Here is a 24592-nt window from a genome sequence, read left to right as displayed (position 1 = left end):
TGCGAATCGCGGGGTGACTTATTTCACCTTGGCGATCAGATCCATCATTTTCAGTTTCTGGTCGGTGGAAACTTTACGGGCTTCCAGTTCGATACCGCGTGCGTCCAGTTTCTTAAACGCTTCAATATCTTTCTCATCGACCGAAATAGCGTTGTTCACCTGCGTTTTGCCCTGACGGAAAGCCATACCGCCGATGTTGACAGTGGTGATGTTCACCCCACCTTCAACAACGCGCTCAACGTCAGTTGGGTTAGTAAACAGCAGCATGATGCGCTCGCCTGCGTATTTCGGGTTGTTATAGACACGAATCATCTTCGCGACGTCTACAACGTGGGCGGTAACGCCCGGAGGAGCAACCTGAGTTAGCAGCGTTTTACGCACGGTGTCTGCCGCCACTTCGTCGCTGACGACGATAATGCGAGTAACGTTAGTTTCTTTGGTCCAGCGGGTAGCGACCTGACCATGGATCAGACGGTCATCGATGCGTGCCAGCCCGATGACCATATAATCTTCCGGCCCCATTGGTTTCAATGGGGCTGCCGCTTTCGGTGCTGCTGCCTGAACCGGTGCCGGGGCGGCCTTTTCCACCAGCTTCGCTTTCAGTGCTTTCACGCCTTCACGGCCGGTTTCCACCGCCAGCGCGACCAGTTCATCGAACGACGGGTTATCGTCGCGCGCCATCAGTGTTTCCACCAGCATCGGGATGTTGACACCCGCGATGACTTCATAATGTTCTTTATCGACGACAATGCGGCTAGCTGCGTTAAACGGGCTGCCTCCCCATGTATCGACGAGAAATAACACGCCTTTTGCTGTATCCAGCTTCGCTAGCTGAGCGTTGTACTTCTCAATCAACGTTTCTGCGTTTTCGCCAGGAACGAAATCGATCCAGCCAACGTTTTCCTGCTCGCCCAGCAGCATTTCTGCCGTTTTCAACAGCTGTTCTGCAGCCCAACCATGTGTGCCTATTACAATAGCAATCGTCACTTGCTACCTCCTTTATAATCGTGAATGCATCATCTGTTGTGATACATACTGAATCACTCTTGCGAACAAAATCGATTCAGTAAGGGTGTAAGATATAAAGTAATTACTACAGCGAATTATTTTAGACAGTGAAAAAATAATTAATGTGATGAAGCTCCGCTAATGATGTATAAGTTTGGGATTATTTTGCAGCGCAAAAAATAGTCTTAGCTATTGCAAAGACAGGTAAATTTTTTCCAATCTGGCTCTATATTTTGATATGTTTACGTTCCGTTTAATTACTCAGGAGTATAGGGCATAGCCCGCTATATGGATCGTCACCGACGTCTTTTCACCTTCAGGCACTCGTCTGCCGCCATCATCTGCTACGTTTTTTTACCAGCAACAAGTGTCTCGTCTGTGCATGACACAGCGATGACTATGTCTGTCGTTAACTGGAGCTGCTCATGGAATTCTTAATGGATCCCTCTATTTGGGTTGGCTTGCTGACGCTGGTCGTCCTCGAAATCGTGTTGGGTATCGACAACCTGGTGTTTATTGCCATCCTTGCTGACAAGCTGCCGCCAAAACAGCGCGATAAAGCGCGTTTGATCGGCCTCTCTCTGGCGCTGTTTATGCGTCTGGGCCTGCTGTCGGTCATCTCCTGGATGGTGACGTTAACCAAACCGCTTTTCAGCGTTGCCGATTACGCGTTTTCCGGGCGCGACCTCATCATGCTGCTCGGGGGGATATTCTTGCTGTTTAAGGCGACCACCGAACTGCACGAACGGCTGGAAAACCGCCAGCATGATTCCGGTCATGGTAAGGGATACGCCAGTTTTTGGGTGGTGGTACTGCAAATCGTCGTGCTTGACGCCGTGTTCTCGCTGGATGCCGTCATTACGGCTGTCGGGATGGTTAACCATCTGCCGGTGATGATGGCGGCGGTAGTGATTGCGATGGCGGTGATGCTATTGGCTTCGAAGCCGTTGACCCGCTTCGTCAACCAGCATCCGACGGTCGTCGTGCTCTGTCTGAGCTTCCTGCTGATGATCGGCCTGAGCCTGGTGGCTGAAGGTTTTGGTTTCCATATACCGAAGGGGTACCTGTACGCCGCAATTGGTTTCTCGATAACTATCGAATTCTTCAACCAGGTGGCGCGCCGTAACTTTATCCGCCACCAGTCGATGCTGCCGCTGCGTGCACGAACCGCCGATGCGATCCTGCGTCTGATGGGCGGTCGTAAACAGAGCGTCGTGGCGCACGATAGCGATAACCCATCCGTGGTGCCGATACCGGAAGGCGCCTTTGCTGAAGAAGAACGCTATATGATTAACGGCGTCCTAACCCTTGCCCAGCGTTCATTGCGCAGCATCATGACGCCGCGCGGGGAAATTAGCTGGGTGAACGCCGAGCAGAGCGAAGAGGAAATTCGTCGCCAGCTTCTGTCTTCACCGCATAGCTTGTTCCCGGTATGCCGGGGCGAGCTGGATGAAATCATCGGTATCGTCCGTGCGAAAGAGATGCTGGTGGCGCTGGAAGCGGGGGATAACGTTGCTGCGCTGGCCTCGGCTTCTCCGGCGATCGTGGTTCCGGAAACTTTGGATCCGATCAACCTGTTGGGCGTGCTGCGCCGTGCTCGTGGCAGCTTTGTTATCGTGACCAACGAGTTTGGCGTGGTGCAGGGGCTGGTCACGCCGCTGGACGTGCTGGAGGCGATTGCCGGTGAATTCCCGGACGCTGACGAAACCCCGGAAATAGTCATTGATGCTGATGGCTGGCTGGTGAAAGGCTCAACCGACGTGCATGCGTTGCAGCAGGCGCTGGGGCTGGATCATCTGGTTGATGAAGATGAAGATATCGCAACGGTTGCCGGGCTGGTGATTGCGGTTAATGGTCATATCCCTCGTGCGGGTGATGTGCTTGATTTACCGCCTTTGCAGTTCACGATTGTCGAAGCCAACGACTACCGTGTCGACCTGGTGCGGGTCGTGAAAGTACGCCAGGATAACGACGAAGAAGAGTAATGGTTGAACCCTGTCGGCTTTATCATGAAGCCGGCAGGGTATTCCCTACGTAAATACCCCTTTGTGTTTTTCAGATGCCAGCCACTGTGGAAAGTCGTCTATTGGCATCGGGCGGGCATAATAAAAACCCTGCAATAAATCCACGCCATTTCTGCGCAGGTATTCCTCCTGCTCCCGGGTCTCGACTCCCTCAGCAATCGTGACAATTTTTAGCCGACGTGCAAGGGCGATGATCATATCGGTCACCGTGGCGTTGACGCTATCGATACCAATAGCGCTGGTGAAAGATTTATCAATTTTCAACACATCAGGACGCAGTTTTTCCAGCCACGAAAGGGAACTATTGCCAGTGCCAAAATCATCAATCGCTAGCTGTACCCCCTTGAAATGCAGGTGTTCAGCCATATGGTGATCGCCATCCTGTAGTACGTCACGTTCAGTGAGTTCGACAACCAATTGTTGTACCGGATGCGCGCTAAACCAGTAATGGTGCAGGTCGCGCAGCAGTTCGCCATTGGCGAAGTGGCGGGCGGCGACGTTAATCCCGATGTGAAAATGTTTGTCCTGAGGAAACAGCGCTAATTTATGTGCGGTTTGTGAAATCACATAGCGGGTGAGGGGGATAATCAGGTTATAGCCTTCAGCAATGGGAATAAAAACATCCGGTGAAATAGCCCCTCGTCGCGGATTATTCCATCGCAGCAGTATCTCAACTCCACAGCACTTTCGGGTATGCAGGTCTTGTAAAGGTTGGCACCAAAGCTCGAACTCGTGCGCAGTAATGCCGAGATTAATTTCGCGAGAGAAACTCATTCGTCCCGCCGTCGCCAGCCAGGCGATGCCGGTCATTAACATGCTAAGGATCAGCGCCAGCGGCAATTCATTGGGAAGATCGCTAAGGGCGACCGCCGAGGCTCCGGGACCGCTGACGTTGATAGTAAAAGGAAATTCTGTGGAACGCTGGCGGTAGATAATCTGCTCTCCCGGCAACATCTCCTGGCTTACCAGACCCGAACCGCTGATAAAGCTTTTCTCGCCAACCTGCAGGCCAATCCCGGTAATTAACGATGATTTTGCATTGAAAATTAACCCACCTAACAGCTCAATATTGATGAGCAGCAGCACGCCGTCAGCACCGCTAAGCGAGGCGGGATACCACTGAATAAGTACCGGGGTTCCTTTAAGCAGCGAAGCGTCGTAGCTGAAGACTAACAGGGGATGATTTGTCGGTAATGCAGGCTGTAGTTGATGTACCGGAATATGGCGCTGACCAAAAATACTAGAGCAATAGAGCTGGTTTGACTGGACCAGCGCAATGGAGCGTACTGTTTGCAACGATGAGGCCAGCTTGCGAAGCGCAAGGTGGGCATCCTGACAGGGTTGGTTCACCAGATGAAGCAGTGCAGTGTGCTGAGCGGCCAGGGGGCGCAAAATATTATCCATCGCCTCCACCATTTTGTTGGTGCTCGTCTGGACACGCTGCTGATTTAAACTACGCTGCGAAATAAATCGAATCACTAACGTTGTTGTTAGCGTTAATAGCGCCACGAGCAAACATACCAGGATACGTTTCCTGCGGTATGTCGTGATGACTTTTTGTGCAGTCTGCATGCGCGACGCCTTGTCGGCTAGAACGTGTCAATGAGAGTAACAGCCGCCATAGGGCAAGAGTAGTGGGAATCGATAAAAAAGAAGAATGCGTCCGATGGACGCATTCGTTTAAATAATCATTAATCGCACTGAACTTTGATAGCCAGGCCGCCGCGCGACGTTTCCCGGTATTTGGCGTTCATATCTTTACCGGTCTCATACATGGTCTCAATGACTTTATCGAGGGAGACGCGCGGTTCGCTGGTTCGGCGCATTGCCATTCGGGTGGCGTTGATCGCTTTAACCGAGGCAATCGCATTACGCTCGATGCAGGGAACCTGCACCTGTCCGGCTACCGGGTCGCAGGTAAGACCGAGGTTATGCTCCATCCCGATTTCCGCGGCCACGCAAACCTGCTCCGGGCTGGCTCCGAGGATTTCAGCCAGGCCCGCCGCCGCCATTGAGCAGGCCACGCCGACTTCACCCTGACAGCCAACTTCCGCACCGGAAATTGAAGCATTCATCTTATACAACGCGCCGATAGCGCCAGAGGCCAGGAAGTAGCGAATATAGATATCCGGGCTGACGGACTCGATAAAGTGGTCGTAGTAGGCCAGCACCGCCGGAACAATACCGCAGGCACCGTTGGTGGGCGCAGTCACTACGCGGCCACCGGCGGCGTTCTCTTCATTGACCGCCAGGGCGAACATGTTGACCCAATCCACCACGTTCATCGGATCGTTAGAGAGTTTATCGCTGGCGACCAGCAGACGCCGCAGCGCCGAGGCGCGACGAGGAACGCGCAGTGGTCCAGGCAGCACGCCTTCGGTATTGATGCCGCGATCGATACAGGCGCTCATGGTGTGCCAGATGTTAGCAAAGTAATCTTCAATCTCTTTTTTACTGTGCAGCGCCAGCTCGTTCTGCATCACCATGCCGGAAAGCGACATGCCGGTTTCTTTGCAGTAGCCCAGCATCTCCTGCGCGGATTTAAACGGGTATGGGACGCTGACTTCACCAACATTTTCTTTGCCGAAATGCTCTTCATCGACGATAAAGCCCCCGCCGATGGAATAATAAGTTTTGCTGTAGATTTCTTTATCACCAGCCCAGGCGTGAATGGTCATGCCGTTCTCGTGCAGCGGCAGGTTATCGCTACGAAAACGCATACCGTCATCCTGCGGGAAATCGACCTCATGCTGCCCTTGCGCCAGCAGCAGGCGACCGCGTGCTTCAACGTCGCGGATAAATGCCGGAATTGCGTCAATGTCGACCGTATCAGGCTGATTGCCTGCCAGTCCCATAATAATCGCAATATCTGTGTGGTGGCCTTTGCCGGTTAATGACAGTGAACCGTAGACGTCAACCGCCACGCGAGTCACTTCATTAAGCAATCCCTTTTCGACCAGGTCATCGACGAACTGTTTACCGGCCTTCATCGGGCCTACAGTATGGGAAGATGAGGGACCGATCCCCACCTTGAACATGTCGAATATACTAATCACGATAACACTCCTGACAGGGTTACCGCGGGTGCGGTAACGATGTAATAACTGCGCATAGTGTAAGAGGGAACCGTGCCATCAGCTTAAGTATTCACATGAATTAAACTAATGGATAACCGAGAATTTACTAATGCTGAGAGCATCGTCCAGGTTTAAGTATAGTTAAGGACGGGAGCCTATCTGTAGCGCCAGTTCACGAATAATGCCCGCGGTCATGCCCCAGACAAAATAATGCTGATACCACGACAGCCAGACGCGATGTGAATTACCGCGCCGATGAATATCCAGCGGGTGATAGCGCCCGAGTCGCAGCGCCTCAGCCAGCGGCATTTCGAAGACTGCCGCGACTTCATCCTGACTGGCATGATAGTGCAGATTAGGCGGGATAATCCCGACCACCGGCGTCACCTGAAAACCGGTTACGCTATCAACTGGCGGAAGAACACCAATAATTTCAACGGACTCTGGTGGTATCGCTACTTCTTCCTGCGCCTCGCGCAGCGCGGCGGCAATAAGCGTGGCATCGCTGTTATCCACCGCGCCGCCTGGGAAAGCAACCTGTCCGGCATGTTTACGCATCAGCGGCGAGCGTTGGGTTAGCAACAGGCCCGGCTGCTGACGGCGAACAATTGGCACCAGAACCGCAGCCTGACGCTGGTTGAGCGCATTGGCTGTGGGCTGTGGTCGCAGAAGCTGAAAACGAGAAAGAAAGTCGTCAAGGTCGAGGGCGCTGTCCGCCATGTTCTAGCTCTCCAGTTGATGCAGGATACGATTAACTTTATCAAAAGTTTCCTGATATTCCGCTGCTTCTTCGCTATCGGCCACAATACCGCCACCGGCGGAGCAGAAAAGCTGCCCCTGCCTGGCGGTGAGCGTGCGGATGGTGATGCTGGTATCCATATTGCCGCAGAAGCTGATATAGCCGACGCTTCCGCACCACGCATTGCGCCTTTGCGGCTCCAGTTCATCGATAATTTCCATCGCTCTGACCTTCGGCGCGCCGGTAATTGAGCCGCCGGGAAACGCGGCGCGCAGCAGGTCGGTAGCGTGAAGATGAGCGGGCAATCTGGCGGTAATGGTGCTCACCAGATGATGTACGGCAGGGAACGGTTCAACGACGAACAGTTCGGGGACGCGAACGCTACCGGGCACGGCAACCCGGCCAATGTCGTTGCGCATTAAATCGACGATCATCAGGTTTTCTGCGCGGTCTTTCGGCGAGTTCGCCAGCGTTTTCGCTTGCTGCGCATCCAGCTCGGGGTCGGACAGTCTTGGCAAGGTGCCTTTAATCGGTCGGGTCTGGATTTCACTTTGATGTAGCTGAATAAAGCGCTCGGGCGACAGGCTCAATATTGCCCCTTCAGGCAGGCGGATAAAGGCGCTGAACGGTGCGCGATTGGCGCGATTAAGCTGGCAGAACGCTTGCCATTCATCCCCGCGATAGCTGGCCCTGAAGCGCTGCGCCAGGTTGACCTGATAGCAGTCGCCGCTGTGCAGATAAGCCTGAATCTGGCGAAATTTTTGGCCGTACTCCTCGCGACTCATATTTGAGCGCCATGGCGAAGTCAGTTCAAAAGGCTCAACGACCGGGGCTGATTGCGCCTCCAGCCACGCAAGGCAGCGCTGCGGATCGTCATAGCTGATTAACGACACTTCCTGGCGATGATTGTCGACAATCAATGCCCAGTCATAGATCCCCACCGCCATATCCGCCAGGGCGATATCCGCATCCGCCTGCGACGGTAGCGTTTCAAAACGCCGCCCAAGATCGTAGCCGAACAGCCCCAGCGCGCCGCCAAGAAACGGCAGATGCGGATGAGCTTGCGGTTGCAGATTATGCTTTACCAGTTGTTGATGCACGAGCGCGAGCGGATCGGCGCTTGACGTTGTGGTCGTTTCGCCCTCGCTTATAACGGTAGTTTGACCGTGGGTCACCAGCGTTGCGCATGGCTGAGCGACGATAACGTCAAACCGACTATGTGCATGATTGGCAAAACCAGAGTGCAGTAGCATTGCCCAGGGTTGTGAACTTAATGGCTTAAAATAGTGTTCAGCGGCATCCGCACGCCAGGGCAGGGAAATAATCGCGGGGGACAACATCGTCTTCTTCAATCCTGATCGTTACCGCCTGCTGGTATACTAGAGGACGGCGTGAAATAATTACGCCCCACAATGTAGCAGGAGTGAGTGATGTTTGCAGGTTTACCTTCGCTGAGCCACGAGCAACAGCAAAAAGCAGTAGAACGAATTCAGGAACTGATGTCGCAGGGCATGAGCAGCGGCGAGGCTATCTCTTTAGTGGCTAACGAACTGCGCGCCTCGCATACCGGCGATCGGATTGTGGCGCGCTTTGAGGATGAAGACGAGTAAGCTAATACCGTCATTCGTGTCATGCCACCTTCCTTAGGCAGAAGGCGGAAAGTCAATTGATGACATCAGGTAGCCGTTCGGGATCGTCGTGTAGCGTTATCTGCGCCATGCTTTCGCCACGCCAGTAGGTGAGCTGTGTGCTAGTAGCCGTGTGGTTCACGCTGACCTCGGTTAACGGCGCAGACTTCGTCAGGTCCCACAGACAGACAAATCTCGCCTGCGGTAGATGGTTGCGTAACACCAGATAACTGAGATTGCTTACCGCCGGGTTATCCGGAGCCAACCCTTGCCACAGCTCACCGTCACCCGCCAACCACAGCGCTACCGTATCGCCGTCACGGGCAAAATGGCGTGGCTGACAGCCGTGCAGCGGCGTCATGGTGGAACCTTCCATACCACGCAGTGGCCCGCTGAGCGAGAAGGGCTGCGGCGTGCCGCTCTGGTCCAGCGCCTGTGCCGCCAGATGTAGCGTCCAGTCGAGCTGCTGGCGATGCGGGTTCTCCACCGTCGACAGGTCGATCAGCACATCGTCCAGCCACAGTAAGCGGCGGCGAAAGCGCACTTCGCGCCAGGCATTAACGTCCCACTCGACCCGCGAATGGCTGTTCAGTTCCGGTGGCGGTTTGCTCCAGTCTACTTCGCTGTCCAGCCAGAGATAATCCTCGCCCATATGCCAGCCCAGCACATCCGGGTTAGCCGGAGGTTGGTTGGTCTGATTGACCGTCAACGTGTTATGGGTGGCACTATTCTTGTAATAGTCATAGTGCATTTTGGCACCGTAACCGGTGGTACCCATGTCCGGCAGCAGCCAACCCTCGCGCTGCCAGAGCATCAGCCCCAGCCGGTCGTAATGGTCGTGCTCGCCGCCCCACGGACTATGTTTAATCAATAGCACTTCTTGCGGCCGTCGCCAGAGCGTGATCCCCGCACCCGGCGCAAACAGCGACTGCTGAGGAATAAGTGCCAGCGTGGTTTCCGGTAGCGGCCGATCGCGCCACAGCAGCGTTTCGCGCTCGTCGGGCTCCGCGTCGGTAAACTGCAACACCGCGGCGTATTGCGGGTCGTGCCAGATAAACCAGGCAAATTCGTACAGATCCCGGTGATGCAGTTTCTCCTGTCCGGCAAGGCAGTCATTGAGCCGTGGGAAGGAGCCATCCGGCAACAACAATGAGAGGGGAAACTTCAGCATCGGCTGATACCACGGGCCATCAATCAGGCTCCAGCGGGTGCCGCGCGCCAGCTTCTCAAAGGCAAAGAACCCCTGCAGCGCGTAATAGTGGTAATGTACCGACCCCTCAAACCACAAGCCTTCCGCCAGCAGCCCATGCTCGAGTTGCCAGCGCAGGCCGTAGGGTTGGTTAACGGCAAACTCCAGTAGCGCATCATCTTCAAGGACAAAACCCAGCACGCCGAGCGCAGCGCTGATTTTCACCTCGTGATTATGAATTTGCGGGCTGCGATGCTCGCGTAAAAACGTCGCAGCGCAGCGCAGCAGGTTTTGGCTGATGTGCTGCTGTTCGGCGGGTGTTAAACCGTCACGAATAAAGTCGTATCCCAGCGCCATCTCCAGAATACAGTTTGCTTCACACAGCGTTTGGGCGTTCATTTTCCCCGGACCGTTGTTGGGGATATCGCCGTGGACTTCATAGGCGGGGTACACGTCTGCATACCCCATCAGTAACGTGCGGACTTTATCGCGATACACCGTTTCGCCGGTCAACTGCCACAGCAGCCCCAGCTGCTGACAGGCGCTGGCGTTGCGTCCGTTCATCTCCCGCCACCAGGCTCCGTCCCATGGCTCGCCGCTAAAAACTTCGCCGTCAACCGGGCAGGCGTGATGATGAGGGGAGTCTGCCTGCCAGGTGAGCCGCACCCCATGGTGCGAGCAAAAATAGTAGAGATTCCAGCTCGCAATACCGGTTTGCGGGATGCACACGGCGGCGTCGAGCATCGGTTGTGCATTCTTCACGAGCTGTTCAATCAGGCCGTTATTGCCGGCTGCACGTCTGGCAATGTCGGGCCATAGCCCAGAAAATTGTTTCATCAGTGGTTATCCTTGACCTCTGCTGACGCGGGAAGCGGGGCGATGAGCGTGGTGATATCGTCAGGGTATTTCGCGCGCAACCACTGGGCTTTTTCGCGGAATAACATGTCATCCGGCCAGGCGTGGGCGGCGGTGGCAATATTACGCAGCGCTTTCTTATCGTCCATTTTGTCGAGGTCTTTCCACGGCCATGGCGTATCGCTGTTAATAAATCCAGCGACATACTGATAGCCCTTGCGCAGGCTATGGTCGTCGAGGGTGAAGTTCCAGATATCAACGCCCGCTTTCTCACCCAGACGCCCCAGGCGGTTGTAGGCTTCGAGGTTGAAGTTGCTGTAGTGCCACGGACGGGTACGCTCAAGCTCCGCCATCTGACGCCCTTCAACGTCAAACTGTCCGGCAATGCGCCGCAGCTGCGTGATATATAGACGCTTTTTTGCCTCATCGGTTTTGCCGCTGAACAGGGCAAACGTAGCGGCCTGCATGTCAAAATAGGTGCCGTGGTTGTTATGCCAATTCTCTTCTTCAAAACCGTTCTGGCTGGTGGTCATCCAGTGATAAAACTCGCCGAACCACTGCTTAAGCTCAGCCACCTCGGTCTCGCTTAATGCGCCGGAGGATTGCAACACCGCGATAGCGTCAACCACCTCAACCAGCGCCCGGCTGTCGATGATACCAATGCCGCGTCCGGTATTAATGCCAGGGATCGCTTGCGCGTATTGCAGGTTTGACGTCATGCGAGTTTCTGGGTTAAGGAACCAGCTTTTAATCTGCTCGGCAGCTTTCTGCGCATAGCGATTATCCTCAGAGAAATACCACGCCAGCGCTAGCGTGGACACATCGTTACTCATCTTCACCAACCGGTTTTTGTCGGTGGCATCGCTGTTGGCGTCCGGGTTGGTTTGCCCATCTTTGCGAATGTACGGCAGTCCGTCTTTCGTGTTCGGGTCTGGCCACCAGTACGGTGGGAAACTGTAATAGTCGTGCTTGTTGCCGCTGGCGGCGACCAGCGTTTTATCCATCACCGAAAACAGCGGGTGTTTTAATGCAAGGTCCGCTTTTTTTAACAGCGCGCTTTGTGCCTGGACAAATAACGGGTCTTTGGCGGCGATTTGCTGGCGGCTGAAGGCCAAATCTTTGCCATCGAGCGTATAAGGCTCGGCGGCGTACAGTGATGTGCTTAAACCAGAACAAAGCAGCGCAATGCCGAATATTCTCCAGTGAGGTATTGAGTTCATCGTGATAACCCTTCTGCAAATAAGAGAAAAGATAACAACAGAATTATACCTGCCACGTATTTAAGAGGCATAAGAGACAGGCGGTTTAATTAAAAATAATGTGTTTATGAAAGCGATGCGGTGCAGTGTAAAAGACAAAGTTATTTTTTTTGTGATGAGTGTCAAGCTTATCGCTATGGATAAAAAACGACGCATTTAATGCAAGGTGAGTCACAGAATTAAGCGTTTTTCTATTTTTGTTTAAAATTTTAACGGAATCGGTAAAAATACAACGCATTGATTTTAATGAATTAAAACTCAATGTCACTTTTTGTGTCACGTTTGTGTGTGACCTGCTTCAATTTTTTGATTTTTGAAATACGATTTCTTTTTTGTGTGGTTGTATTGGGAAATATATTTCTATTTAATGATCGTAAATATTTTTACGCATATTGAATTAATATCGAAATGATTTTTATTTTTCTCTGAAAATGCACTTTTGCGAATTTAATTACCTTTGTGCCCAACAATAAAGGATATGCAATCATGTCTGCGAATAAATTACGTTCATTGTTACTTCTTTCCGCTCTGGGACTGGGCGTCGGGCAGAGTTACGCCGCCACAACCCTTAACGTCTGGATCCGTGCAAGCAACGACTCGAAAAATATCTACAAACAAGAGGCGGAAAAGTTTGAAGAAAAAACCGGAATCAAAATCGAATACTTCAACGCGACCACCGATTTCGAGCAGCGTCTGGCACGTGCCACAGCGGGCAACGCCTTACCTGATCTGATCTTTAACGATGCGGCATCGCTGGGGCAGTTTATCCAGCTCGGTATTGCTGATGAAATCGACCCCAAAGCGATAAACGGCGGCGACGAGCTCTATCAGACGGCCTGGAACAGTACCCGCTATATCGACGGCAAATATTACGGCGTGCCAACTTCGGCACAAACCTTCGCCCTGTTCGTGCGCAAAGACTGGCGTGAAAAGCTGGGCTTGCCGTCGCCGAAAAGCTGGGATGATATCCAGACCCTCGCCAAAGCCTTTACCACACAAGATCCTGACGGCAACGGTAAAAATGATACCTACGGTTTTATCGTCCCGGCGTCCACCACCCGTGGCTATGCCAGCTGGTTTATGAGCAGCTTTATCTGGCAGGCTGGTGGGGATTTCGTCAGCGACCATAACGGTAAATTCAGCGCCTCGCTCAATACCCCGGAAGTCGCTCAGGCGATGACTTTTATGCGCACCATGATGTGCGAAAAAGTGACTCAGCCGGGAGCCATTAACGCCACGACTGCCGATGTTATCCCGTCATTCCGTTCAGGTCAGAGCGGCATGTTCTTTAGCGGCCCGTATCACATTGCGCTGTTTGATAAAGATCCTGGGAAAGACAACTTTGAGGTTGTGCCTGTCGTTGGGCCAAAAGGTGAGGCCACTCTCGCCGAAGGCACCACGGTCTTCATGATGAAGAGCAGCAAGCAGAAAGATGCGGCGCGCCAGTTTATCGAATTTATGATTTCGCCGGAAGGTCAGGAAATTGGTATGGGCAAAGGTAGTAAACATATTCCCGTTGTCCGCCTGCCGGTGAATAAGAACGTCGATGTCAAAGCGGTGTATCAGGATGCGCGCTGGGAAACCTTCGCCAAATTGTACAACGAGCAGGGTCGCTATGTGCCGCAGATCCCAAACTGGACGCCGGTACGCCTGGTGGCAGCCGATGGCTTTAACCGTATCTTTGCCGACTGTAACAGCGACATTTCTGCTGAGCTGAAAACGATTGACGGCAAGGTGAACGCTGAGCTTGAAAAACAGAATGTATTAGCTAAGTGAGGAATTGAGTTATGACGCTGCACGAGACGAAGTCCTCGCCGCTAAAGCAAGCCGCTTCGCCTGACGCGAGCGGATGGCTGACGGCAAAACGCAAGCGGGCGCTGATCCCGTGGCTGTTTCTGGCCCCCGCGCTGATTATTTTTAGCTGGTTTAAGTTCATCCCGATGATTCAGGGTCTGGTGATGAGCTTCTACAAGGTCAACTTTAATCAGCCCAATGAGTGGGTGGGGTTTGCCAACTTCACCCGCGCCTTCGCCGACGTGGAGCTACATGCGGCGGTGGTCAATACGCTGCTGTACGTGGTGGTCACCATGTTCGCCGCCGCAATACTCGCGTTCTTCCTTGCCATGCTGCTGGAAGGTCCGGCGCGCCACCTGCGCTTTATCCGTACCGCTATCTTCTTACCGGCGGTGACCAGCGCGGCGATTGTCGCGGAAATGTGGCGCATCCTGTTCAACCCAACGCCAAACGGGGTGATGAACCATATCCTGAGCTGGTTTGGCGTGGCGGATCAGGGTTTTCTCGCCAGTTCTGACCAGGCGCTGGGAGTCATCATGCTGCTGCATATCTGGAAAGCAGTGCCCTACAACATGGTGATTTTTATCGCCGGTCTGGCGGGCATCAGTCGTGACTTGTATGACGCCTCAAACGTTGACGGTGCGAACTGGTGGAACCGCCTGCGCTACGTCACGCTGCCGGGCATGATCCCAGCGCTGTCGGTGGTGCTGATGCTCTCCTTTATTCGTGGTTTCCGCGTGTTTGCCGAAGTGTACGCCACCACCGGCGGCGGGCCGTCAAACTCTACGGAAATGGTGATGACCCACATCTATAAACTGGGTTTCGAGCAGTTTGACTATGGCTACGCCTCGGCGGTGTCGTTCCTGCTGTTCACCTTTACGGTGCTGTTAACCATCTGTCATCTGACGCTGAAAAAACGTATCGCACGTTACTAAGGAGCCGTGATGTTAAGTAAACGTTGGGATACCGCAGGGCGCTGGTGCATCTACGCGCTGCTGCTGATTGTCTTCGTCGGGCCGTTCTGGGGCATTGTTGCCACCGCTTTTAGCGGCGCGCCGGTGAAGCCGGGGGAACTGTTGGCCTGGCCAAATCAGTTCTCCTTCGAGAACTTCATCTTTGCATGGATGGATATCGGCGTCTGGCAGTACTTGCTGAACTCGATTCTGGTGGTGTTCTTCGGCACCGTGTTGCAGGTCTCAGTCAGTGCGCTGGCGGCTTATGCGCTGGCACGTAAAAAGTTTCACGGCGTGGCGCTGGTAAGCCTCGTTATCCTCTCCACCATGATGCTACCGGAAGAGGTTATCGCCATTCCGCTGTACATGATTATCAACTGGCGGCTGCCGTTTATCGACGCCTCGCTGTACAACAGTTACCTCGGGATGATCTTGCCGGTGGTGGGCTGGGCGTTCTCCATCTTCGTGTTGACCGAATTTATGTCAGCCATTCCGAAAGAGCTGGAGGAGGCGGCGCGTATTGATGGTGCTAACGAATGGCAGATTTTCTTCCATGTGATCCTGCCGCTGGTGAAACCGGCGCTGGGCACGGTAGTGACCTTTGGATTCATTATGATTTGGGACCAGTACCTGTTGCCGCTGATTGTGGTTAACCAGGACAGCCTGAACACCATTCCGGTGATCCTCGGCACGCTGCGTACTGATGAGAGCATCACGCCGAACATTTTTATCGCCATTACGTTACTGGCGATGCTGCCAAGCATCATCGTCTATCTGGGTCTGCAAAAACATTTTAATCGCGGGATTATGTCCGGCGCGGTCAAAGGATAAGGGGTTAGCGATGGGATCGGTTGTATTGAATAGCGTGCGCAAGTCATACGGTGATGCTTACGTCATTAAGGATGTGTCGTTGACTATCCCGGACGGTGAATTTTGCGTCCTCGTCGGCCCCAGTGGCTGCGGTAAATCGACGCTGCTGCGGATGATTGCTGGTCTTGAGGAAATTTCCGGCGGTGAAGTGCACATCAACGAACGTAACGTCACTGAGGTTGAGCCGAAGCTGCGCGATATTGCGATGGTGTTCCAGAGCTATGCGCTGTACCCGCAAATGACGGTGCGTGAAAATATGGGTTTTGCCCTGAAGATGGCGCGCCTGCCGAAAGCGGATATCAACCAGAAGGTTAACGAGGCGGCGGCGCTGCTGGGGCTGGAGCCGCTGCTGGAGCGTCTACCGAAAGATCTCTCCGGTGGTCAGCGTCAGCGTGTGGCGATGGGTCGTGCCATAGTGCGCAAGCCGCAGGTGTTTTTGTTCGACGAACCGTTATCGAACCTCGACGCCAAATTGCGTACCCAGGTGCGCGGCGAAATACGCGAACTGCACCGCCGGTTAAAAACCACCTCGGTGTACGTGACCCACGATCAGATCGAAGCGATGACCATGGGGCAAATGATTGTCGTGCTGCGCGACGGGCGCATTGAGCAGGCGGGAACGCCGCTGGAGCTATACGACCAGCCCGCCAACCTGTTTGTCGCCGGTTTTATCGGCTCGCCGGAAATCAACCAGCTACCGGGTGAAGTGGTACTGAACGCCAGCGGGACCAGCCTGCGCCTGAAAGACGGTTCGTTGCTGGCGCTGCCTGCCGGGTTGCAGGTGAAAAACGGTCAACAGGTGGTGTATGCGATTCGCCCAGAGCAGGTCAACGTGGTGCACGAAGCCCGCGACGACGCGCTGGCGGCGAAAGTGACAGCGGTGGAGAATACCGGCTCGGATATGCAGCTATTCTGCGACACCGGCGGCGGGGCGTTCACCTCGGTGTTCAAGCAGCGTCTGCCGGTCAAAGAGGGTGATAACATCTGGCTGCAGCCGAAGCTCTCCGGCGTGCATCTGTTTGACGCGCAAAGCGGCCTACGCATCGCGTGTGGGGAGGAAAAATAAGGTGGCGATGAAGCTGTACACCCTGGATGAAGCCTGTCTGGAAAATGCTCGCGCAAGCTTAAAGCAGCCATTCTCGCCGCTCCAGTTGGCGCTGAGTCAACTGGTCTCTGAGGCCGATGTCGTGAGGCGCGAACCGCCGGAAAGCGTGGTGCATAAAAAATTGCGCCCGGCGAGCGGTGACGCGCACGATTACTACAGCCTGGGCACCTACTGGTGGCCAAATCCACGGCGGCCGAACGGGCTGCCCTATATCCGCCGCGACGGGCATATCAATCCGCAGTGCGAGAATAACGACACCGACACCTCACGCATCATCCGCATGTGCGAGCGCTGCCTGACGCTGGGGTTAGCCTGGTACTTTACCGGCCAGCGGCAGTATGCGCTGGCAGCGGCACAACAGATTCGCTGCTGGTTCCTCGATGCCGAGACACGGATGAATCCGCATCTGAACTACGGCCAGGCGATCCCGGGGATTGTCTCCGGGCGCGGCACCGGGCTTATCGATACGCGTCTGCTGTGGATGGTGGTGGATACCATCGGGCTGATTAATGCCGCCAGCGTTCTGGATACTGACGATATTATCGGCCTGCATCAGTGGTTTCGCGATTTTAACCACTGGATGTACTACAGCGAAATCGGCCATTCCGAATACGTCTGGCACAATAACCACGGTACCTGGTATGACGCCCAGCGCACGGTCAATGCGCTGTTTTATGGCGATAAGGGGCTGGCGGCGCGCATTATCGAGCAGGGGATTACCCAGCGGATGGCGGCGCAAATTGACCAGGACGGTAAGCAGACGATGGAGCTGGAGCGCACCATTCCGTTCCACTACTCGCTGTTTAACCTGGAAGCGCATCTGTTGCTTAACCGTTACGCCGAGCACGTGGAATTTGACCGCTGGAATCACATTCGCGACGGGCGCGGGGTGAAACAGGGGATTGATTATCTGGTGCCGTTTATTCGCGAACCGGATCTTTGGCCGTACAGTGATTTGCAGGGGATTGTCTGGGATAGCGCGCTGCGCCTGTTGTTGCAGTCGGTACGTGGTTATCCGAAACAGTCGGCCAACTATCGTGAAGTGCTGAAGTGTTTGCCGCGGGAGACTTTGCAGCTCAAAGAACAGTTAATGTGGTGTCCGGGCTGATAGTTTGTAGGCCTGATAAGCGTAGCGCCATCAGGCAATGTGGCGTACGTTGCCGGATGGCGGCGTACCGCCTTATCCGGCCTACATAATTATCGCTTAGACTGCGGCGATAATCTTAATCTCGACTTTGTACTTTGGATTCATCAGTTTGGCCTGTACGGTGCAGCGCACCGGCGCGTGGCCAGCGACAACCCAGGCATCCCATGCCTGGTTCATCGCCGCAAAATCAGCGCCGTCGGCGAGGAAAATAGTGGCATCAAGAATGCGCGACTTGCTGCTGCCCTGTTTTTCCAGCACTGCGTCAATCTGCGCCAGAGTGTCAGCGGTTTGCGCGCAGGCGTCGGCATCCAGATTTGATGGTACGCCGGTGTAGTACAGCGTCTGGTTGTGGATCACGACATCAGACCAGCGGGCTTCGGCATCGATACGCGTAATTGTCATTTTTATTTCCTCTTTATTCCGGTTCATCAAACTGCGGCCAGACTGCCACAATGTTTCATCTGCGTCACTACCCGTACTGGCGAAAACCAGCCCACCCTGACATAATCACTGTCCAAATAACCAGGGGGTAATGTGATCGACGATTTTGCAGCAGACGGCCAGTTGGCCAGCGCGATTGCGGGATTTAAACCACGCGAGCCGCAGCGCCAGATGGCTTTCGCCGTCGCCAGCGCGATTGAAGAAACCCGTCCGCTGGTGGTTGAAGCGGGAACAGGAACCGGGAAAACTTACGCGTACCTGGCGCCAGCGCTGCGTGCAAATAAAAAAGTCATCATCTCCACCGGCTCGAAAGCGTTGCAGGATCAGCTCTATAGCCGGGATTTGCCCACCGTGGCCAAAGCGCTGAAGTTCGCCGGGAAACTGGCCTTGCTGAAAGGGCGCTCGAACTACCTCTGCCTTGAGCGTCTTGAACAACAAGCGCTTGCCGGGGGCGACCTGCCGGTGCAAACCCTCAGCGACGTCATTCTGCTGCGATCGTGGTCGAACCAAACTATTGATGGCGATATCAGCACCTGCGTGAGCGTGGCGGAAGATTCTCAGGCCTGGCCGCTGGTCACCAGCACCAACGACAACTGTCTGGGTAGCGACTGCCCCCTGTATAAAGATTGCTTTGTCGTTAAAGCGCGGAAAAAGGCGATGGATGCCGATGTGGTGGTCGTTAACCACCATCTGTTCCTCGCCGATATGGTGGTGAAAGAGAGCGGCTTTGGCGAATTGATTCCGGAAGCGGAAGTGATGATCTTCGATGAAGCGCATCAGTTGCCGGACATCGCCAGCCAATATTTTGGTCAATCGCTCTCCAGCCGCCAGTTGCTGGATCTGGCGAAAGACATCACGATTGCTTACCGTACCGAACTGAAAGACACCCAGCAGCTACAGAAATGCGCTGACCGCCTGGCCCAGAGCGCGCAGGATTTTCGCCTGCAATTAGGCGATCCGGGCTATCGCGGTAACCTGCGTGAGCTCCTGGCGGATAACAATATTCAGCGTGCGCTGCTGCTGCTCGATGATGCCCTTGAGCTGTGTTACGACGTGGCAAAACTGTCTCTCGGACGCTCAGCGCTGCTTGATGCTGCCTTCGAACGGGCGACGTTATACCGCGGGCGGCTTAAACGGCTGAAGGATACCAATCAGCCCGGTTACAGCTATTGGTACGAATGCAACTCCCGCCACTTTACGTTGGCGCTGACACCTTTGACGGTGGCGGATAAATTTAAAGAAGTGATGGTGCAAAAACCGGGGAGTTGGATCTTTACCTCGGCGACGCTGTCGGTTAACGATGATCTGCACCATTTCACCGATCGTCTGGGAATTGGCGAAGCGCAAACGCTGCTGCTGCCCAGCCCCTTTGATTATGCTCATCAGGCGCTGCTGTGCGTGCCGCGAAATTTGCCATTGCCCAATCAACCCGGTGCAGCAAGGCATCTGGCGGCGATGCTCAAACCGCTGATTGAAGCCAACGATGGTCGCTGCTTTATGCTGTGCACCTCGCACGCCATGATGCGCGATCTCGCTGAACAATTCCGCGCCACCATGACGCTGCCGGTTCTTTTGCAAGGGGAAACCAGTAAAGGCCAACTTCTGCAGCAGTTTGTTAGCGCGGGTAACGCCCTGCTGGTGGCGACCAGCAGCTTCTGGGAAGGGGTGGACGTGCGCGGTGATGCGCTCTCACTGGTGATTATCGATAAACTGCCTTTCACCTCCCCGGACGATCCGCTACTCAAAGCGCGAATGGAAGACTGCCGTCTGCGCGGCGGCGACCCATTTGATGAGGTTCAACTGCCGGACGCGGTTATCACCTTAAAACAGGGCGTCGGGCGCTTGATTCGCGATATTGACGATCGCGGCGTGCTGGTTATCTGCGACAACCGCCTGGTGATGCGTCCGTATGGTGCAACGTTCCTCGCTAGCCTGCCGCCCGCGCCGCGAACTCGCGATATCCGTCGGGCGGTGCGTTTCCTGGCGGTGCCGCCAGCGAGGTAATGCGTGGCAAAATGTGGTAAGCTGCGCGCCATTTTGTCAATCTGCTAGAGCGAGAGCGCGACAACCCATGCGAATTTTGGCTATCGATACCGCCACAGAGGCCTGCTCTGCGGCGCTGTGGAATGATGGCACCCTCAGTGCTCATTTCGAAATCTGTCCCCGTGAACATACTCAACGGATCCTGCCGCTGGTGCAGGATGTCCTCAACGAAAGCGGCATCATGCTTACTGAACTCGACGCGCTGGCCTTTGGGCGCGGTCCAGGCAGCTTTACCGGCGTGCGTATCGGTATCGGTATTGCTCAGGGACTGGCGTTAGGCGCAGAGCTACCGATGATTGGTGTTTCCACGCTGGCAACCATGGCGCAGGGCGCGTGGCGTAAAACCGGCGCAACCCGCGTTTTGGCGGCAATTGATGCCAGAATGGGCGAAGTCTACTGGGCGGAATATCAGCGCGATGAGCAGGGCGTCTGGCATGGCGAAGAGAGCGAAGCGGTGCTCAAGCCGGAAGGCGTCAGTGAACGTCTGCAACAGCTCGAAGGGCAGTGGGCGACCGTCGGTACCGGCTGGCAGGCATGGCCAGATATGGCTAACGATTCCGGACTAACATTAACTGATGGTGAAATTCAGTTACCGGAAGCGCAGGATATGCTGCCGCTGGCTTGCCATCTGCTCACGGTGGGGAAAACTGTGGCCGTTGAGCACGCAGAACCAGTTTATTTACGTAATGAAGTCGCCTGGAAGAAACTTCCTGGCCGCGAGTGAATCTCAGTAACTAATAAGTCTGAGAAGAAGGAAGGAGTCGCGTCATGGCGGGTCAAAAAACGGTAGTACGTTGGTTAGTGGCGACCGCGGTTGTCGCTACGCTAAGTGGGTGTGCTTCGGTACCGGATGCTATTAAAGGCACTACCCCGACGCCGCAGCAAGATTTAGTCCGCGTGATGAACGCGCCGCAGCTTTACGTCGGTCAGGAAGCGCGGTTTGGCGGTAAGGTCGTCAGCGTACAGAATCAGCAGGGTAAAACTCGCTTAGAGATTGCCACTGTCCAACTGGACGGCGCAGCGCGTCCGGAACTGGGTGAACCTTCACGTGGGCGTATTTTTGCCGATGTGAATGGTTTTATCGATCCGGTTGATTTTCGCGGTCAACTGGTGACCGTGGTTGGCCCGATAGTCGGCGTCGTGGACGGTAAAGTTGGCAACACGCCGTACAAGTTTATGCTAATGAATGCCAGCGGTTACAAGCGCTGGAACGTCGTGCAGCAGGTGGTGATGCCGCCGCAGCCCATTGATCCGTGGATGTTTGGCCCGCGCCCGTGGGGCTACGGATACGGCGGTTGGGGCTGGTATAACCCAGGCCCAGCAGAAGTCAGAAACGTCGTAACTGAATGATTTTGTAGTTTTTATAAACAAAAAGAAACAGCGGCTGGTCCGCTGTTTCTTTGTTTTCAGTCAAATAAGAAAAATAAATAGTGACGCGCTTCGCAACCTGTAAAACGCCTAATTAATAAACTGGTACGCTGAGTTAATATAATGTTAACAAAGTGTTTGTTGATCAGGGGTTGTGATGACGACGAATAATTATTTCAGAGGTGATGCAGTGAAAAAGGTTTGGCTAAACCGTTATCCCGCGGATGTTCCTGCGGAGATAAACCCTGACCGCTATCAATCCCTGGTTGAACTGTTTGAACAATCCACCACGCGCTATGCCGACCAACCGGCATTTATCAACATGGGCGAGGTGATGACTTATCGTAAGCTGGAGGAGCGCAGTCGGGCGTTCGCCGCTTATCTGCAGGAGGGCCTGGGCCTGCAAAAAGGCGACCGCGTCGCCCTGATGATGCCCAACCTGCTGCAATACCCGGTAGCGCTATTTGGTATCCTGCGCGCGGGCATGATCGTGGTGAACGTGAACCCGCTGTACACGCCGCGTGAACTGGAACATCAGCTCAATGACAGCGGCGCTGCCGCCATTGTGATTGTCTCCAACTTTGCGCATACCCTTGAAAAGGTCGTCGATAAAACCCAGGTTAAGCACGTGATTTTAACGCGCATGGGCGATCAGCTTTCAACGGCGAAGGGTACGCTGGTTAACTTCGTGGTGAAGTACATTAAGCGCCTGGTGCCAAAATACCACCTGCCGGACGCTATCTCATTTCGTAGTGCGCTGCAGAACGGTTACCGTATGCAGTATATCAAGCCCGAAATCGTCCCCCAGGATCTCGCTTTCCTCCAGTACACTGGCGGGACAACCGGCGTAGCGAAGGGGGCGATGCTGACCCACCGTAATATGCTGGCGAACCTTGAGCAGGTGAACGGCACCTACGGACCGCTGCTGCATCGTGGAAAAGAGCTGGTGGTTACCGCGTTGCCGCTGTACCACATCTTTGCGCTGACCATGAACTGCCTGCTGTTTATTGAGCTGGGCGGGCAGAACCTGCTGATCACCAACCCGCGCGATATCCCGGGTCTGGTCAAAGAGCTGGCGAAATATCCCTTCACCGCGATGACCGGGGTGAATACCCTGTTTAACGCATTGCTCAATAACAAAGAGTTCCAGCAGCTCGATTTTTCTTCTCTGCATCTTTCAGCGGGCGGCGGGATGCCGGTGCAGCAGGTGGTTGCGGAGCGCTGGGTTAAGCTGACCGGGCAATATCTTCTGGAAGGCTATGGCCTGACGGAGTGTGCGCCGTTGGTGAGCGTGAACCCGCATGACATCGACTACCACAGCGGCAGTATTGGTTTGCCGGTACCCTCGACTGAAGCCAAGCTGGTCGATGACGACGATAATGAAGTCGCGCCGGGAGAACCGGGCGAGCTGTGCGTCAAAGGCCCGCAGGTGATGCTGGGATACTGGCAGCGTCCGGACGCCACGGCTGAAATCATTAAGAATGGCTGGTTGCATACCGGCGATATCGCAGTGATGGATGATGAAGGTTTTCTGCGTATTGTCGACCGTAAGAAAGATATGATCCTCGTGTCCGGTTTCAACGTCTATCCGAATGAAATTGAAGACGTGGTGATGCAGCATTCTGGCGTTCAGGAAGTTGCCGCCGTTGGCGTACCGTCAGGAAGCAGCGGTGAAGCGGTGAAAATCTTCGTGGTGAAAAAAGACGCCGCGCTGACGGAAGAGATGCTGATTACCTTTTGCCGCCGTCAACTGACCGGTTACAAAGTACCTAAGCTGGTCGAGTTTCGTGATGAACTGCCGAAATCCAACGTCGGCAAAATTTTACGTCGAGAACTACGTGACGAAGCTCGCGCTAAAGTAGACAATAAAGCCTGAAGCTATGAGTGAATCGCCAGACGCCGGCTAAGCCGGCGTTTTTTATGGGCGCAAGTTAAGAGAGTATGATGTGAACTATCAGATGATCACCACCGACGATGGCCTGCGCGCCATCTGTGAAGCGGCAAGCGCGGTCCCGGCGGTTGCGCTGGATACAGAGTTTGTCCGCACCCGCACCTATTATCCGCAGCTCGGTCTGCTCCAGTTATTCGACGGTGAACAGGTTTCTCTGATTGACCCTTTGGTTATCACCGACTGGGCGCCAATGCGTGAACTGCTGTTGAATCAAAATGTGACTAAATTTCTGCATGCTGGCAGCGAAGATTTAGAAGTGTTTCTCAACGCCTTTCATCTGATGCCACAACCGCTGATCGACACGCAAATTCTGGCCGCTTTTTGCGGTCGCCCGATGTCATGGGGGTTTGCTGCGATGGTTGAAGAGTATACCGGCGTAGCGCTGGACAAGAGTGAATCCCGTACCGACTGGCTGGCACGCCCGCTGACCGAACGCCAGTGCATTTATGCTGCTGCAGACGTCTGGTACCTGCTACCGATTGCCAGCAAATTGATGGCCGAGACCGAAAGCGCAGGCTGGCTCTCTGCGGCGCTGGATGAATGTCAACTGATGCAGCAGCGTCGTCAGGAAATTCAGGACCCGGCGCAGGCATGGCGCGACATCGGCAACGCCTGGCAACTGCGTACCCGCCAATTGGGCTGTTTGCAACTGCTGGCCGACTGGCGTTTACGTGAAGCCCGTGAGCGCGATCTGGCCGTCAACTTTGTGGTTCGTGAAGAGCATCTGTGGAACGTGGCTCGCTATATGCCAGGCAGCCTGGGTGAGCTGGATAGCCTGGGATTATCGGGTAGCGAAATTCGCTTCCATGGAAAAACGCTGATAAGTCTCGTCGAAAAAGCGCAGGCGCTGCCGGAAGAAGCGTTACCAGAGCCGCTACAGAACCTGATTGATATGCCGGGCTATCGCAAGGTGTTTAAGGACATTAAAGCGCTTGTACAGGCTGTCAGCGCCGAGAAAGGGGTCAGCGCAGAGCTGTTGGCGTCAAGAAGACAGATTAACCAGCTGTTGAACTGGCACTGGGGGCTGAAAAACGGCAACGGTCAACCTGAACTGGTTTCCGGCTGGCGTGGTGAATTGATGGCCGATCGTCTGAATGCATTATTAAGCGAGTATCCGCGCTAACCAGCACCGGGCTAATGT

Annotated in this window: 20 protein-coding genes; 12 read left to right on the top strand and 8 right to left on the bottom strand. The window is 54.5% G+C overall.

The window, feature by feature from the left end; all coding sequences use genetic code 11:
- Positions 1-18: 18 nt before the first annotated feature.
- Positions 19-987 carry a PTS mannose transporter subunit IIAB gene (manX, locus tag HV127_RS25100; protein WP_182239557.1) on the bottom strand — a complete coding sequence of 323 codons (969 nt, stop codon included), beginning with the start codon at positions 985-987 and terminating at the stop codon, positions 19-21.
- A gap of 446 nt (positions 988-1433) precedes the next feature.
- Between manX and yoaE the strand changes: the two genes are divergently transcribed.
- Positions 1434-2993, top strand: a complete 1560-nt coding sequence (gene yoaE, locus HV127_RS25095; RefSeq protein ID WP_182239555.1) for a CNNM family cation transport protein YoaE — start codon at positions 1434-1436, stop codon at positions 2991-2993.
- A 45-nt stretch (positions 2994-3038) separates the two neighbouring features.
- Here yoaE and HV127_RS25090 read toward each other — a convergent pair whose 3' ends face one another.
- The 4 genes from HV127_RS25090 to pabB form a co-directional block, all read right to left on the bottom strand.
- Positions 3039-4604, bottom strand: coding sequence for an EAL domain-containing protein (locus tag HV127_RS25090; protein ID WP_182239553.1), 1566 nt, complete (start codon positions 4602-4604; stop codon positions 3039-3041).
- A gap of 119 nt (positions 4605-4723) precedes the next feature.
- A complete protein-coding gene (gene sdaA, locus HV127_RS25085; RefSeq protein WP_181485818.1) occupies positions 4724-6088 on the bottom strand; it encodes an L-serine ammonia-lyase in 1365 nt (454 codons plus the stop codon).
- A 162-nt stretch (positions 6089-6250) separates the two neighbouring features.
- Positions 6251-6829, bottom strand: coding sequence for a CoA pyrophosphatase (locus HV127_RS25080; protein WP_142514092.1), 579 nt, complete (start codon positions 6827-6829; stop codon positions 6251-6253).
- A 3-nt stretch (positions 6830-6832) separates the two neighbouring features.
- Positions 6833-8188, bottom strand: a complete 1356-nt coding sequence (pabB, locus tag HV127_RS25075; protein ID WP_182239550.1) for an aminodeoxychorismate synthase component 1 — start codon at positions 8186-8188, stop codon at positions 6833-6835.
- 90 nt (positions 8189-8278) lie between these two features.
- Between pabB and HV127_RS25070 the strand changes: the two genes are divergently transcribed.
- Positions 8279-8458: a YoaH family protein gene (locus HV127_RS25070; protein ID WP_110274258.1), complete on the top strand. Its 180-nt coding sequence runs from the start codon at positions 8279-8281 to the stop codon at positions 8456-8458.
- 52 nt (positions 8459-8510) lie between these two features.
- Here HV127_RS25070 and HV127_RS25065 read toward each other — a convergent pair whose 3' ends face one another.
- Both HV127_RS25065 and HV127_RS25060 read right to left on the bottom strand, forming a co-directional pair.
- Positions 8511-10502, bottom strand: a complete 1992-nt coding sequence (locus tag HV127_RS25065; protein WP_182239548.1) for a heparinase II/III family protein — start codon at positions 10500-10502, stop codon at positions 8511-8513.
- Complete coding sequence (locus HV127_RS25060) at positions 10502-11740, bottom strand: alginate lyase family protein (RefSeq protein ID WP_182239546.1); 1239 nt, start codon at positions 11738-11740, stop codon at positions 10502-10504. Before HV127_RS25060 ends, HV127_RS25065 begins: the two co-directional genes overlap by 1 nt.
- Before the next feature lie 525 nt (positions 11741-12265).
- Between HV127_RS25060 and HV127_RS25055 the strand changes: the two genes are divergently transcribed.
- From HV127_RS25055 to HV127_RS25035, 5 genes are read left to right on the top strand one after another with little or no spacing between them, the layout of a single operon-like run.
- Positions 12266-13555 carry a sugar ABC transporter substrate-binding protein gene (locus tag HV127_RS25055; RefSeq protein WP_182239544.1) on the top strand — a complete coding sequence of 430 codons (1290 nt, stop codon included), beginning with the start codon at positions 12266-12268 and terminating at the stop codon, positions 13553-13555.
- An 11-nt stretch (positions 13556-13566) separates the two neighbouring features.
- Positions 13567-14508, top strand: a complete 942-nt coding sequence (locus HV127_RS25050) for a sugar ABC transporter permease (protein ID WP_228727498.1) — start codon at positions 13567-13569, stop codon at positions 14506-14508.
- 9 nt (positions 14509-14517) lie between these two features.
- Positions 14518-15357 (top strand): carbohydrate ABC transporter permease, encoded by an 840-nt coding sequence (locus tag HV127_RS25045; protein ID WP_182239542.1) that lies wholly within the window; start codon positions 14518-14520, stop codon positions 15355-15357.
- A gap of 10 nt (positions 15358-15367) precedes the next feature.
- Positions 15368-16462: a sn-glycerol-3-phosphate ABC transporter ATP-binding protein UgpC gene (gene ugpC / locus HV127_RS25040; RefSeq protein WP_182239540.1), complete on the top strand. Its 1095-nt coding sequence runs from the start codon at positions 15368-15370 to the stop codon at positions 16460-16462.
- Positions 16463-16469: 7 nt separating this feature from the next.
- A complete protein-coding gene (locus tag HV127_RS25035) occupies positions 16470-17609 on the top strand; it encodes an alginate lyase family protein (protein ID WP_182240826.1) in 1140 nt (379 codons plus the stop codon).
- Between the two features lie 96 nt (positions 17610-17705).
- On the opposite strand, the gene HV127_RS25030 is transcribed toward HV127_RS25035, so the two are convergent.
- Positions 17706-18050: a RidA family protein gene (locus HV127_RS25030; RefSeq protein ID WP_004113724.1), complete on the bottom strand. Its 345-nt coding sequence runs from the start codon at positions 18048-18050 to the stop codon at positions 17706-17708.
- A gap of 132 nt (positions 18051-18182) precedes the next feature.
- Between HV127_RS25030 and HV127_RS25025 the strand changes: the two genes are divergently transcribed.
- The 5 genes from HV127_RS25025 (at position 18183) to rnd (ending at position 24574) form a co-directional block, all read left to right on the top strand.
- On the top strand, positions 18183-20093 hold the full coding sequence (locus tag HV127_RS25025) for an ATP-dependent DNA helicase (protein WP_182239538.1): 1911 nt from the start codon (positions 18183-18185) through the stop codon (positions 20091-20093).
- 67 nt (positions 20094-20160) lie between these two features.
- Positions 20161-20856, top strand: a complete 696-nt coding sequence (tsaB, locus tag HV127_RS25020; RefSeq protein ID WP_182239536.1) for a tRNA (adenosine(37)-N6)-threonylcarbamoyltransferase complex dimerization subunit type 1 TsaB — start codon at positions 20161-20163, stop codon at positions 20854-20856.
- Positions 20857-20900: 44 nt separating this feature from the next.
- Positions 20901-21482, top strand: a complete 582-nt coding sequence (locus tag HV127_RS25015) for a Slp family lipoprotein (RefSeq protein ID WP_112213326.1) — start codon at positions 20901-20903, stop codon at positions 21480-21482.
- Positions 21483-21690: 208 nt separating this feature from the next.
- Positions 21691-23376 (top strand): long-chain-fatty-acid--CoA ligase FadD, encoded by a 1686-nt coding sequence (gene fadD / locus HV127_RS25010; RefSeq protein WP_110274249.1) that lies wholly within the window; start codon positions 21691-21693, stop codon positions 23374-23376.
- Positions 23377-23458: 82 nt separating this feature from the next.
- A complete protein-coding gene (gene rnd / locus HV127_RS25005) occupies positions 23459-24574 on the top strand; it encodes a ribonuclease D (protein ID WP_182240824.1) in 1116 nt (371 codons plus the stop codon).
- Positions 24575-24592: the final 18 nt, after the last annotated feature.

The organism is Klebsiella sp. RHBSTW-00215 (assembly GCF_014103785.1).
Classification (GTDB): Bacteria; Pseudomonadota; Gammaproteobacteria; order Enterobacterales; family Enterobacteriaceae; genus Klebsiella.
Note: the sequence above shows the minus strand (reverse complement) of the source record. Positions and strands in the feature narration are given on the sequence as shown.

Coding starts and splice junctions, on each gene's coding strand:
- HV127_RS25070 (WP_110274258.1), top strand. CDS start 8,279: ATGTTTGCAGGTTTACCTTCGCTGAGCCACGAGCAACAGCAAAAAGCA.
- HV127_RS25090 (WP_182239553.1), bottom strand. CDS start 4,604: ATGCAGACTGCACAAAAAGTCATCACGACATACCGCAGGAAACGTATC.
- HV127_RS25030 (WP_004113724.1), bottom strand. CDS start 18,050: ATGACAATTACGCGTATCGATGCCGAAGCCCGCTGGTCTGATGTCGTG.
- HV127_RS25080 (WP_142514092.1), bottom strand. CDS start 6,829: ATGGCGGACAGCGCCCTCGACCTTGACGACTTTCTTTCTCGTTTTCAG.
- ugpC (WP_182239540.1), top strand. CDS start 15,368: ATGGGATCGGTTGTATTGAATAGCGTGCGCAAGTCATACGGTGATGCT.
- yoaE (WP_182239555.1), top strand. CDS start 1,434: ATGGAATTCTTAATGGATCCCTCTATTTGGGTTGGCTTGCTGACGCTG.
- HV127_RS25045 (WP_182239542.1), top strand. CDS start 14,518: ATGTTAAGTAAACGTTGGGATACCGCAGGGCGCTGGTGCATCTACGCG.
- HV127_RS25060 (WP_182239546.1), bottom strand. CDS start 11,740: ATGAACTCAATACCTCACTGGAGAATATTCGGCATTGCGCTGCTTTGT.
- HV127_RS25055 (WP_182239544.1), top strand. CDS start 12,266: ATGTCTGCGAATAAATTACGTTCATTGTTACTTCTTTCCGCTCTGGGA.
- HV127_RS25050 (WP_228727498.1), top strand. CDS start 13,567: ATGACGCTGCACGAGACGAAGTCCTCGCCGCTAAAGCAAGCCGCTTCG.
- HV127_RS25015 (WP_112213326.1), top strand. CDS start 20,901: ATGGCGGGTCAAAAAACGGTAGTACGTTGGTTAGTGGCGACCGCGGTT.
- rnd (WP_182240824.1), top strand. CDS start 23,459: ATGATCACCACCGACGATGGCCTGCGCGCCATCTGTGAAGCGGCAAGC.
- tsaB (WP_182239536.1), top strand. CDS start 20,161: ATGCGAATTTTGGCTATCGATACCGCCACAGAGGCCTGCTCTGCGGCG.
- pabB (WP_182239550.1), bottom strand. CDS start 8,188: ATGTTGTCCCCCGCGATTATTTCCCTGCCCTGGCGTGCGGATGCCGCT.
- HV127_RS25065 (WP_182239548.1), bottom strand. CDS start 10,502: ATGAAACAATTTTCTGGGCTATGGCCCGACATTGCCAGACGTGCAGCC.
- HV127_RS25035 (WP_182240826.1), top strand. CDS start 16,470: ATGAAGCTGTACACCCTGGATGAAGCCTGTCTGGAAAATGCTCGCGCA.